The following is a 12,611-nucleotide window of genomic DNA, read 5'->3' as shown; positions in this document are numbered from 1 at the left end:
CGCTGCCGAGAAGTTATTATTCGCTAAGGTTATAAAAACCTGTGAAATTCATATTGGTATATACCAATTGTTCTGCCTTGCAATACGCCCCATCGCAGTCATCGGCCGCTGGCCGTTTTGGAGAAAGGCTTCATGTTCGCCCTGAGGGTCATGCTCGAATACTTCCACCCCTGGCCCAATTCGGCCGGCTTCTACCTCGCCCGCGAACGCGGCTGGTACCGCGAGGCGGGGCTGGACGTGGAACTGGTGGTGCACGACCCCTACCACGGCGACACCCTCGATCACCTGATGCGCGGCGCCGCGGCGTTCGGCGTGTTCCCCAGCAATCGCCTGCTGGTGCGCCGTGAACTCGGCCAGCCACTGATCGGCGTGGCGGCGATCAACCATCGCGGCCTGGAATCGATCCAGACCCTCACCGACAGCGGCATCCGTCGCCCCAGCGACCTGCAGGGCAAGCGCCTGGCGCTCAACCCGACGCCGCGCGGCCTGGCCATGGTGCGCCACCTGGTGAGCCAGGACGGCGGCGACCCCGATGCGGTGGAACTGGTGGACGCCGGCTTCCGCGAGCTGCGCCCCGAAGACCTGGCCGCCGGCCTGGCCGATGCCAGCTTCGGCGGCTACTGGGCCTGGGAGGCGCTGCTGCCAAGCCCCATCGCCGATGAGCGCCGCGTGGTGCTGCCGGTGGACGAGATCGGCGCCCCGCCCTACCACAGCTATCTGCTGGGCGCGCGCGAGGACTGGCTCGACGCCACCCCCGACATCGCGCGGCGTTTCCTTGCGGTCACCGCACGAGGTTTCCTCGCCGCAGCAGCGGAGCCGGAGGCTGCACTACCGGTCTACGAACGCACCATTCCCTACTTTCCCCGCGAGATGCTGGCAGAATCCCTGCGGCGTATCGCGCCCAGTTGGCTGCATCAGGGCCGCTGGGGCGAACAGCGCGAAGAACTGCTGCAGCCCTATGCCCAGTGGCTGCACGAATACGGCGTACTGCGCGACCCGGACGTCTGGCGCGGCGCCACCAGCAATGCCTGGCAAGTGGAGACCCCAGCATGACGAAACGCCTGAGCCATGGCATGGGCCTGGAGCCGGTGGAAGCCGACTGGCCGGCGCTGACCGAAGCGGAGGTCGCCGCGCTGCTGCAAGACTTCCCGCAGGCCGGCGACGAGGCCCACCTGACCTGGCACAGCCCGCGGCCCTTCTCCGCCGCCGCACTGGTGGAGACCGCCAGCGGCCCGCTGTTCGTCAAGCGTCACCACCCTAGCGTGCGCACGGCTGACTGGCTGGCGGAAGAACACGCCTTTCTCGATCACCTGGCCCGCAACGGCGCGCCGGTCGCGCAGGTATTGCGGGATCGGCACGATCGCAGCGCCATCGAGCGCGATGGCTGGACCTATGAAGTCCACCAGAAGGCGGAAGGCCTCGACCTGTACCGCGACGCGCTGTCCTGGACGCCGTTCCAGCACAACACCCATGCCTTCGCCGCTGGCGCCGCACTGGCGAAATTGCACCGCGCCGCCGAAAGTTTCGCCGCGCCCTCGCGCAGCGCCGGTGTACTGGTCAGCAACCTCGAGCTGTTCGGCGCGCCGGACCCGTTGGCCGCCATCGAAGCGACCTTCGCCCAGGCACCCGCCCTCGCGGAGTACCTGCAGGCGCGCCCCTGGAAAGACACGCTGAGCGAGCTGCACCTGCCGCTGCAAAGCGAGCTGCTGCCCTACCTGCAACGCCAGCCGGCACTGTGGACTCACAACGACTGGCACGCCTCGAACCTGCTGTGGAGCGAGGATGGCCCGCAGGCGCAGGTGGTCTCGGTGCTGGACTTCGGCCTGAGCGACCGCAGCTTCGCGCTGTTCGACCTGGCCACCGCCATCGAGCGCAACCTGGTGCCTTGGCTGGAGCTGGACCAGGGCCGCGCCGCCGTCGCCGACCTCGATGCACTGGACGCCCTGCTGCAGGGCTACGCCAGCGTGCGCCCACTGAGCCGCGACGACCTGCTCGCCCTGGCTGCGCTGCTGCCACTGGTGCATGCGGATTTCGCGCTGTCCGAGGTCATCTACTTCCACGGCATCCTCGGCTCGGCCGAGAGCGCCTCGCTGGCCTACGACAATTACCTGATCGGCCACACCCGCTGGTTCCTCGAAGCCGAGGGCCAGCGCCTGCTCAATCACCTTCGCCAACTGGCCGCGAAGGTGAAATGAGATGAGCGAACCTCTGGTCACAGCACACTGGCTGGCCGCCGCGCTGGACGATCCGCGCCTGTGCCTGCTGGACGCCAGCGTGGAACTGGCGGCCCCCGAATTCGATGGCGACTATCGCGTAAAGAGCGGCTACGACGGCTGGCTTTCCGGGCACATTCGCGGCGCACGCCATTCGGACCTGCTGGGCGAACTGGCCGATCCGCAAGCGTCCTTCAGCTTCGCCCTGCCGGAAGCACATTCAGCGTTGGATGCCTTGCAGAAGCTGGGCGTCCATGACGGCGCATTGATCGTGATCTATGACCGCAGCGACGGTTTCTGGGCCGCGCGCCTGTGGTGGATGTTGCGCAGCCTGGGCATTGATGCAGCCGTGCTGGATGGTGGACTACGCGCCTGGATCGCCGCCGGATATTCGCTGGAACAAGGCGAATCCTCCCAGACGGGAAACGGGACGCTGTCGGCCCCGGCGCAGTACCGGGACGGCTTCTGGATCGACCGCCACGCCGTCGAGAAAGTCGTCGCAGGAGAGTCTCCTGGCACGCTGGTCTGCGCCCTGTCCGCCGCCCTCTTTGACGGCAGCGCCGTCACCCGTTACGCCCGCCGTGGGCACATCCCCGACAGCGCCAACCTGCCGGCGCGCAGCCTGTTCGACGACGACGGCTGCTACCGGCGCGGTGCGGCTCTGGACGAGGCCCTTGCCGGGCTGCGACAGGCCGAAGCGCCGCTGCTGCTTTACTGCGGCGGCGGCATTTCCGCCGCCGCCCTGGCCCTCGCCCTGACGCTGGCCGGGGAAACCCGAGTCGCGATCTACGACGGCTCGCTGCAGGAGTGGGCCGCAGAGCCAACCCTGCCATTGACCACCGGAGCAGCTCCGGCCTGACCGCCCGTTCGCGGGCACTCACGTTTCACATCCAAGGCCATCCGTTTCGCGCGGGAGGGGCTCGGCCCCGTGCATTCCCGGCGCACGCCCCGGCGATTTTCAGGAGCGTTCCATGCAGTACCTGCCGCGCCCCGCGCGCACGCGATTTCCCCTCAGCCTGCTGACCCTGGCCGTGCTGCTGGCCAGCGGCCCCGGCCACGCCGAAGACACCACGACCCTGGACACCGTGACGGTGATCGGCCACGACACCGAGAGCTACGCCAGCGGCCGCGCGTCGGTCGGCGGCTTCGGCGAGGCACCGTTGCTCGATACGCCCGCCGCCATCTCGGTGTTCAACCAGGCGCTGCTCAAGGACCAGCAGGCACGCCTGCTCAGCGATGTGCTGAAGAACGACGCCTCCACCGGCGAGGCCTACGCACCGGTGGGCTACTACGAGAATTTCGAGATCCGCGGCTACTCGCTCAACGCCGCCAGCAGCTACAAGATCAACGGCCGCACCATCACCGGCGAGCAGAACGTGGCGCTGGAGAACAAGGAGCAGGTCGAAGTGCTCAAGGGCTTGTCCGGCCTGCAGAGCGGCGTGTCCGAGCCCGGCGGGGTGATCAACTACGTCACCAAGCGCCCGCAGGACGTGCGCTCGGTGACGCTGGGCACCGACGATGAGGGGGGCCGCTACATCGCCACCGACGTCGGCGCCTGGCTGGATAGCGAGCAGACGGTTGGCGTGCGGGTCAACCTCGCCCACGACGACCTGCGCTCCTACATCGACCACACCGACGGCCAGCGCGACTTCGCCTCCCTGGCACTGGACTGGAACCTCTCGCCCAACGCCCTCTGGCAATTCGACGCCGAATACCAGAACCGTCGCCAGCCCTCGGCACCCGGCTACCAGTTGCTCGGCGGTACGCAGTTGCCCCACGACATCGACCCGCACGACCGTATCGGCTACCAGAGCTGGGCCGACCCGGTGCGCATCGAGTCGCTGAACCTCAATACGCGCTTCGAGTACCGCTTCGACGACGCCTGGACCGGCACCTTGAGCGCCTCGCGCAGCCGCGTGGTGATCGACGACTACAGCGCCTTCCCCTGGGGTTGCTACGGCGCGGCCAGCTGCGCCGATTCCGCCGTGCCGAACTACTTCAGCCCCGAAGGCGACTACGACCTCTACGACTTCCGCAGCCCCGACGACACCCGCCGCAACGACGAACTGGAAGCCGCCCTGCACGGCCAGTTCGCCACCGGCTGGTTGCGCCACGAGCTGACCGTCGGCACCTCGGCCTTCCGCCGTGTGCTGGACAGCCGCCCGGAGCTCAACGAGTGGGTCGGCACCGGCAACATCTACACCGGCATCGGCGCCGTGGAGCCTTTCGACGGCGAGCCCGGCCACAGCTACCGCCACCTCGACAGCCGCCAGTACGGCCTGTTCGCCAGCGACCGCATCGCCCTCAACGACCAATGGCAGGTCGTGCTGGGCGGGCGCCAGGTGCGCCTGGACGAACGCACCTTCGACAGCGAGGGCGACACCACCCGGCATACCCGCCGCGCGGAGTTCCTGCCCAACGGCGCGGTGATCTTCAAGCCGCGTGCGGACATCTCCATCTACGGCAGCTACAGCAAGGGCCTGTCCCTGGGCGGCGAGGCCCCCTGGTTTGCCAGCAACGCCGGCGACACCCTGGCGCCCACCTCCTCGCGCCAGATCGAGTTCGGCATCAAGCAGGAGCTGGCCGGCTTCGACTGGAGCGCTGCGCTGTTCCAGATCCACCAGGCCTACCAGTTCGCCCGGCCCAACGGCGACGGCAGCTTCACCTACGTACAGCAGGGCCAGCAGAAGAACAGCGGGCTGGAGTTGTCCGCCAGTGGCCGGGTAACCTCCGCGCTGCAATTGAGCGGCAGCCTCGCGGCGATCCGTTCGCGGGTGGTGAACAGCGGCACCGACGATTACGAAGGCCACCAGGCGATCAACGTCCCGCGCCTGCGCGCGAGCCTGCAGGCGGACTACGCACTGGCCGAAGTGCCGGGGCTTTCGCTGCTGGGCGCGGCGCGCTACAGCGGCGCCAAATATGCTGACCGCGATGGCGCAGTAGAAGTCGGCGGCTACACCGTGTATGACGCCGGCGCACGCTTCAGCACCCGCATCGGCGACTACCCGACCGTGCTGCGGCTGAGCGTCGACAACCTGTTCGACAAGCGCTACTGGCGCGATGTCGGTGAATATTTCGGCGACGGCTACCTGTTCCAGGGTGCGCCGCGCACGGCTCGCCTGACGGCGAGCGTCAACTTCTGAGGTAAGCGCGAATGTCTGCTCTGGAAATCATCGCGGTGATCGTCAACGTGCTCGGCGTCTGGCTCACCGCAAGGCGCATCCGCTGGTGCTGGCCGGTGAACGTGGTGGCGGTGCTGCTCTACGCCTGGATCTTCTTCAGCGTGAAGCTCTACTCCGACATGCTCCTGCAACTGGTCTTCGTGGTCCTGCAGTTCTATGGCTGGTGGCAGTGGAGCAAGGGCGGCAGCGACCACGGCAAGGTGCGCGTCGAACGCCTGCCCCTCTCCACCGCTATCACCAGTTGCCTGGCCGGTGCCGTGGGCGCCTTCGCCCTTGGCTGGGCGATGCACACCCACACCGACGCCGCCCTGCCCTGGATGGACGCCGCGCTGACCGCCTTCAGCCTGGTGGCGAGCTTCTGGGCGGCGCGCAAATACGTCGCCAGCTGGTGGCTGTGGATCATCCTCGACGTGCTCTACACCGGGGTCTTCCTCTACAAGGCGCTGTACCTCACCGCCGGGCTCTACGCCGGCTTCGTGGTGCTGGCGATCTACGGCCTGCTGGCCTGGCAGCGCGAGCTGCATGACAAACCGCCCAGCGCTCCGGCCCTGGCCGGCAACTCCTGAGGACCGTCATGCTCTACCAGGCCATCCCGCCGCACTACGCGCGTATCCGCGACCAGTTGGCCGCGGACATCGCCCAGGGGCGTTTCCTCGCCGGGCAGAAGCTGCCGCCGGAGCGCGACCTCGCCGAGCGCTTCGAATGCACCCGCGTGACCCTGCGCCAGGCCCTGCAACAGCTGGAAACCGAAGGCCTGATCTACCGCGAGAACCGCCGCGGCTGGTACCTCAGCCCGCCACGCATCGACTACGACCCAACGCGGCTGGTCAGCTTCATGGACTACGTGCGCCTGCAAGGCCGCGAGCCGCTGACTGAATGCCTGAGCGCCGAACGCCGCCGCGCCGGCGCCTGGCTGGCCGCGCGGATGAATCTGCCGTCGCCGGACGAACCCGTCTTCCGCCTGCACCGCCGCCGGCTGATCGACGGCCGCCCGGTGCTGGTGGAGATCAACACCCTGCTCGCCAGCTGGTGCCCGGAGTTGCTGGATGCGCGCCTAGACCGCTCGCTGACCACCGTGCTGCGCGAGCGCTTCGGCAAGGTGCAGACGCGCTGCACGCTGAACCTGCGCCTGGGCACCGTCAACGACGATCACGCCGAACTGCTGCAACTGGCCTCCGGCGCCAGCAACCTGGTGCTGGAACGGCTGAACTACGCCGAGGACGGCCTGCTGGTGGAATTCGACCAGGAATTCTGGCGGCCGGATGCGGTGTCCGTGGCGGTCCAGGCGGATTTTCCGTCACGACCGCTTATAGCCGAATAAGTAATTAACAAATGCTAATTCAGTATTTCTGGTTCTAATGGAATCAACGCTAGGCTAGCTCCAACTCACCACTAACGGCTTGTCCCAAAGCCTTCTGGAGCCGCCATGGACCGCACCGACAACATCATCGACCTCGCCCGCCACCGCACGCGCCGTCAGGCACGCCGCCAGGCCGAGCTGATGTGGATGCTGTACGCGCAGCGTGCCGGCTACGACGCCTTGCAGATCATCCAGCAGAGCCGCGACAGCGGCCGCCGCGAGGCCTGATCGTGGGCCTGTCGCTTTCCACGGAGCTGCCGGCCGTGGAGTTCGACGCCACGCCCGGCACCACCGAAGACCCCATCGGCGAGCGGGTCGCCAGCAACCTGCTGCGCCTGCGCGCCAAGCGCAACCTCTCCCTCGATGGCTTGGCCCGCCTCTGCGGCGTGAGCCGCACCATGCTCGCGCAGATCGAGTCCGGCCGCAGCGTCCCGTCGATCAAGGTACTGTGCAAGATCGCCCAGGGCCTGAAAGTCTCGGTTGCCGCCTTCCTCGACGACCGCGCCTTCGAAGGCGTCGCCGTGCTGCCCGCGCGCGACAGCAAACGCCTGGTCAGCGGCGATGGCGCCTTCGTCAGCCGCGCACTGTTCCCCTTCGACGTTTCGCGCCAGGTGGAATTCTACGAACTGCGCCTGAAGGGCCTGGCCATCGAACACTCCACCGGCCATGCGCCGGGCACCCAGGAAAACCTGGTAGTGGCCCAGGGCGTGCTGGAAATCAGCGTCAACGAGGAGCGCTTCCTCCTCGGCACCGGCGACTCCATCCTGTTCTACGCCGACCAGCCGCACAGCTACCGCAACCCGGCGGACAGCGAGGCGGTGGCGTATCTGGTCACCACCTATGCGGAGCGGTTGGACTAAATCCAACAGCAACCTGAAATAAGGGCGCCTCAGGCGCCCTTTTTCTTTGCTGACCTCAGACCTCGGTAAGTCGCTCAACACGTTGCTGAATTCGACACGCAAGTCTGACGAGCGCTTCAACATTGACAGGCAGTGCTGAAAGTTCCGCATCCCGATCCGGGATGACATCAGGAAATATCCCAACAGCCTCCATGGAGCTATACCCGCCCCTCACCTAACTCCCAAGGTAAGCGACTCAGAGCTGTTTCGTCGTCGCGCGCCACAGGGATGCACCGCCATGTACAACGCTCCAACCCCATCCGTCGCCACTGCAAATCGCATCGTTGAAATCCTCCCGGCCAGATTCACGACCAAGGAGAGAGACGATGCTCAATGAATTCCGCACCTTCTTCGACCACAGCCGCCATACCGTCGTGGTGGAAGGCCAGGATTCCTCGCTGGATGTGCTCGCGTTTTCCGGAACCGAGGCGCTCAGCGAAACCTTCCGCTACACCATCGAAGTCACCAGCTCGAATCTCGATATCGCCGCCGACACCCTGCTCGGCAAGGACGCCAGCTTCAGCCTGCGCGCCGCGCCGCCCTCGGTCACCATTCGTGGTTTCACCCCGCCGCCCGTAGCCCCGCTGCGTACCCTGCACGGCGTGATTACCCGCTTCAAAAGACTCTCGGCCTCCCGAGATGAAGCACGCTATGAGCTGACYCTGGAGCCGCGCCTGGCCCTTCTCGACAAAGGCTGCCAATACCGCATCTACCAGAACCAGAGTGTGCCCGAGGTGGTGGAAACCATCCTCCGRCGCCAYGGCCTGCGCGGGCAGGATTTYCTGATCGACCTCGGCCGCACCTATCAGCAGCACGAGCARCTGCTGCAGTACGGCGAGTCKGAYCTTGCCTACATCAAGCGGCTCTGCGCCGAGCGTGGYATCTGGTTCAGCTTCAGCATGGATGCGCGGCTGAAAATCGACGTGGTCGAGTTCCATGACKCGCCCATGCACTACSAGCGTGATCTCGCTTTGCCGCTGCGCCCCCTGAGCGGRYTGGMARCCACYGGCCAGGACGCCGTGTGGGAGCTGCAAGCCAGCCACCAGGTCATCCAGCAACAGGTCAGCACCCGCGCCTACTACTCRCGCGACGCMGGCGCCAAYCTCGAYGGCCAGGCTGACCTCACCCGTGGTGCCACCACCTACGGCGAGGCCTACCACTACGCCGACGAGCCMTACCAAACCCTCGGYGATCCCCTGGCGCGCGGCGATGARGAAGGCCACGCCGAAAGCGGCGTCTTCTACGCGCAATTGGCYCACGAGCGCTACCTGAACGACCAGCTCCGCCTCGAYGGAACCAGCAGCAGCGCCGYTCTGGCCCCCGGYCACGTGCTCAAGGTYGAAGGTGGCGCACCAGCAGCCTTCACCGAAGGCGCGCTGATCGTCCGCACCCACTGCACCGCCGCCCGTGATCGCAGCTTCGAAGTGCACTTCGAAGCSATCCCCGACGGCAACATCGCGTTCCGCCCACCGGTACCCGCCAAGCCGCGCATCGCCGGCACYGTCCCTGCACGCATCACCAGCCCGCARCGGAACGACCCTTACGCCAATATCGATGGCGAGGGCCGCTACCGCGTCAACTTCCTCTTCGACCGCGACACCTGGCCCGCCGGSCGCGAAAGCATGTGGCTGCGGTTGGCACGGCCCTACGCTGGCGATACCCACGGGYTGCATTTGCCKCTGCTGGCCGGCACCGAAGTGGCCGTGGCCTTCGAACAGGGCGACCCGGACCGGCCCTTCATCGCCCATGCSCTGCACACCAACCTGCAGCCSGACCACGTCACCATCCAGAACTACAAACGCAACGTCCTGCGCACSCCGGCSAACAACAAGATTCGCCTGGACGACACGCGTGGGCAGGAACACATCAAGGTCAGCACCGAGTAYTCCGGCAAGAGCCAGCTCAACCTYGGCCAYCTMGTGGATGCCAAACGGCAGAAGCGCGGCGACGGCTTCGAGCTGCGCACTGATGGTTGGGGCTCCGTGCGTGCCGGCAAGGGCGTGTTCATCAGCGCCGACGTGCAGCCCGGTGCCCAGGGCCAGGTGCTGGCCATGCAGGAAGCAGTGGCTCGCCTCGATCAGGCCAGCGACGAGATGCGAAAGCTCTCTGCCGATGCCGAGACCGCCAAGGCCGACCCCGCCCAGGTACAGAAGCAGATCGACTTGCTCAAGCAGGACCTGGAACAGCTGAAAAGCTCCGTCCTCCTGCTCAGCGCCCCCAAGGGCATTGCCCTCACCAGCGGCCAGCACCTGCAACTGGCCGCCCAGCGCAACCTCATGCTCAATGCCGGCAATGAAGCGGACGTCAGCGTGGTCAAGCGCCTRTTCATCGGCGTGGGSGAAGGGGTGARCCTGTTCGTGCGCAAGCTCGGCATGAAGCTCATCGCCAACCAGGGCGCCGTGCAGATCCAGGCGCAGAACGACCGCATGGAAATCCTCTCCCGTATGGGAATGGACATCGTCAGCACCGAAGACGAAATCCACATCACCGCCAGGAAAAAGATCGTCCTCAATGCCGGCGGCACCTACATCCGCATGGACAACTGCGGCATCGAGTCGGGTACGCAGGGCGACTACCTGATCAAGTCCGCGCACTTTGATTTTCAGGGGCCGGCGAAGCAGGAGCTGGCTGTTCTGGAGCTTCCTCAGCTTGCTGAAAACGAGAACAGATACATGCAGTTGGCGCGCTACTCGGGGTGATGAGCCCTGCAAGCCAATAACACATCACTCCCAAGGAACGGATATCACCATGCTCAACTACCTTCGTGACCTTTATGAAGGCCTGATGGACGTTTACCGCAACCGGCGTGATGGTCCTCCGCCGCCTCGCCCGGCTCCCGCCCTAATGCCCACACCCTCGCCACTGGCCCCAGCATCACCGGAGTCAACCCCTGATCCGGTGGCTGCACTGGCTGCGGTGAAGCGTTGGCGGCATCCCTTTGGCGATAAATCCAATCCTCTGCAGCAATTGACACAACTTGCCAACGCGGTAGCCGGCTATTACCCCATCGGTGTGAACGGCATGTGGCATGGCGGCGTGCACTTCGACTCCGGCACCGCTGGCATTGTCAAGCAGGACTATGTTCGTTGTATCGCTGATGGTGAGGTGGTTGCCTACCGCATTCCTGGGAAGACGCCCATAACTACCTACTTCCCGGCACCGGGCGTCACAGTGGAGGCGCCTTTCGCCTCGGCTTTTGTGCTGGTCCGCCACCGCTTGGAGGCTCCTGCCCTTGAAGGTAGCGCCGACAAACCACCGAGTTTGATCTTCTTCAGCCTCTACATGCACTTGCAGGACTGGGAAAGCTACAAGTCCAACACCGATATCGAGCGGCCGGCGTTCTGGCCGGAAGGGTTCACCCTGCGGGTCAAGGAAACCGCCAACGACACAGCGCTTGGTGCGCCCAATCAGCGTGGCTTGAACCTGCTGCACCAGCCGGGCCGCCAAGGCAAAGCAATTGGCTTTCTGCCACGGGGTGCCACGCTGGCCGTCACCGGTCAAGGCGATTACCGCAAGCTCAAGGGCAGCAAAGGTCCACAAGGGTTGCAGAACGACGATGGTAGCCTGCGCGGTTACATCGAGTTCTCACGCTTGCAACTCTCGGCTGGCGACGTTTACAGCGTGGCCGGGGCCAGTGCTGCGCTGGATGTTCTGGCAGAGGCTGACGCAAGGAGTGGAAAGCTCTTCAAACTGCCCAAAGGCAGCGAAGTCACCATTAGCGGCGATGGCCGCTTCCGCAAGCTGGAAAGCGTTACCCAATACGTGCAGTACGCGTCGCTGGAACGTCTGCGCAAGCCGGCAGTGCAGAACCGCGTGCTGGTGCTCGAAACGCCGGTACCGATCAAGGCCGGTGAGCTGATCGGCCACCTCGGCCCCTACCAGGAAAGCAATGAAACCTCGCCGCAGGAAAAGCTGCACCTGGAGGTATTCACTGCCGATGACATGACGTCCTTCCTCGCTGCCAGCCGCGCCTGGGCCGCGCGTATGCCAGCCAGCGAAAAGACCTGGTTGAAGATTGCTGGCAGCGTTCCGGTGGTAACGCATCAGGACAGCTTCAGTGCCACAAATCCCCCAACGCTATTTGAACCAGGTAATGCCAGCACGGCCGACTTGCTGGTGCCAATAACGCTACTCGATGATTTGCCGCCAGCGAGAAAAATCCAGATTCCGGCAGCTGCCGGCCGGAACGCCATCAACTGGTATCGCCTGGACCACTTGCTCAACGATCTGGATGGAAATCTGCTGGAAGGCTGGGTCCGCGAGGAAGTTGGTGTCACCCCCTGGGTGAATCCCTGGTCCTGGGATGGCTACGACATCATCGTAAACGACGACCCGCCGGAAAACGGCTTGGCTTACGTGATAGATGCCCTGGGCCTTTCCAAGGAAGAAGATCGCGAGCGCAACCGCCCACGGATCGACGCTTCCGACAAGGGGCCGGTCAAGACCCGTCTGTACGACATCATCGACAGGGATCGTAACGACAAGGGCAGTGATGAAGGAGGGCGCGACGGCAAGATCACCGCGAAAGAAATGCGCGACGCCATTCATGTTCCAGCCTATGCGCAATCCATTGCCCAACTGATCATTCACTACGAAAGCGAATGGTATTACCAGCAGAGTAAATGGGATGCCCTGGATAAAGTGTTAGGCCATACCACCTCGGCGCCCATGTTGAATTGGATTGCGGAGAAAGAGCGGATCAAGCAGTTGGGTTGGTGGGAAGAGGTAGCAAATAAAGGATTGTTGCCGAAGGGGGGGAAGGTTTATCACTTGCATCCGATAGGGTTGAGTGGATGGATGGGTGGGCCGGATTTATTGATAACTAAAGAAATGTTGAAGAAAGTCGATCCTGTCGGTGCTGAATCCCATCCTGAATTCAACACATAAGTGCAACGCTCACCCCTGTATGCACTTCGTACGGCGTCTTCCAGCCCAAGCGCTTGCGCGGGCGTAGATT

Annotated in this window: 10 protein-coding genes; all 10 read left to right on the top strand. The window is 64.9% G+C overall.

Annotated features, from left to right (window positions below; genetic code table 11):
• Positions 1–132: 132 nt before the first annotated feature.
• The 10 genes from A6723_RS07205 (at position 133) to A6723_RS07165 (ending at position 12,541) form a co-directional block, all read left to right on the top strand.
• Positions 133–1,053 (top strand): ABC transporter substrate-binding protein, encoded by a 921-nt coding sequence (locus tag A6723_RS07205; protein ID WP_054908556.1) that lies wholly within the window; start codon positions 133–135, stop codon positions 1,051–1,053.
• Positions 1,050–2,195, top strand: coding sequence for a phosphotransferase enzyme family protein (locus tag A6723_RS07200; protein ID WP_054908555.1), 1,146 nt, complete (start codon positions 1,050–1,052; stop codon positions 2,193–2,195). The genes A6723_RS07205 and A6723_RS07200 overlap by 4 nt, the downstream gene beginning before the upstream one ends.
• Before the next feature lies 1 nt (position 2,196).
• A complete protein-coding gene (locus A6723_RS07195; RefSeq protein ID WP_054908554.1) occupies positions 2,197–3,072 on the top strand; it encodes a sulfurtransferase in 876 nt (291 codons plus the stop codon).
• 112 nt (positions 3,073–3,184) lie between these two features.
• Positions 3,185–5,356 (top strand): TonB-dependent siderophore receptor, encoded by a 2,172-nt coding sequence (locus A6723_RS07190; protein ID WP_054908553.1) that lies wholly within the window; start codon positions 3,185–3,187, stop codon positions 5,354–5,356.
• An 11-nt stretch (positions 5,357–5,367) separates the two neighbouring features.
• Positions 5,368–5,961, top strand: coding sequence for a nicotinamide riboside transporter PnuC (gene pnuC, locus A6723_RS07185; RefSeq protein ID WP_054908552.1), 594 nt, complete (start codon positions 5,368–5,370; stop codon positions 5,959–5,961).
• A gap of 8 nt (positions 5,962–5,969) precedes the next feature.
• Positions 5,970–6,716 (top strand): UTRA domain-containing protein, encoded by a 747-nt coding sequence (locus tag A6723_RS07180; protein ID WP_054908551.1) that lies wholly within the window; start codon positions 5,970–5,972, stop codon positions 6,714–6,716.
• Between the two features lie 105 nt (positions 6,717–6,821).
• Positions 6,822–6,983: a hypothetical protein gene (locus A6723_RS32065; RefSeq protein WP_175405530.1), complete on the top strand. Its 162-nt coding sequence runs from the start codon at positions 6,822–6,824 to the stop codon at positions 6,981–6,983.
• Between the two features lie 35 nt (positions 6,984–7,018).
• Complete coding sequence (locus A6723_RS07175) at positions 7,019–7,615, top strand: helix-turn-helix domain-containing protein (RefSeq protein ID WP_139092932.1); 597 nt, start codon at positions 7,019–7,021, stop codon at positions 7,613–7,615.
• Positions 7,616–7,980: 365 nt separating this feature from the next.
• A complete protein-coding gene (locus A6723_RS07170; protein ID WP_064979594.1) occupies positions 7,981–10,353 on the top strand; it encodes a type VI secretion system Vgr family protein in 2,373 nt (790 codons plus the stop codon).
• Positions 10,354–10,402: 49 nt separating this feature from the next.
• Positions 10,403–12,541 carry a hypothetical protein gene (locus A6723_RS07165; protein ID WP_139092926.1) on the top strand — a complete coding sequence of 713 codons (2,139 nt, stop codon included), beginning with the start codon at positions 10,403–10,405 and terminating at the stop codon, positions 12,539–12,541.
• Positions 12,542–12,611 lie beyond the last annotated feature (70 nt).

Source organism: Pseudomonas sp. AU11447 (assembly GCF_001672555.2).
GTDB lineage: Bacteria > Pseudomonadota > Gammaproteobacteria > Pseudomonadales > Pseudomonadaceae > Pseudomonas > Pseudomonas nitroreducens.
This window is presented reverse-complemented; position numbering and strand designations above follow the sequence as displayed.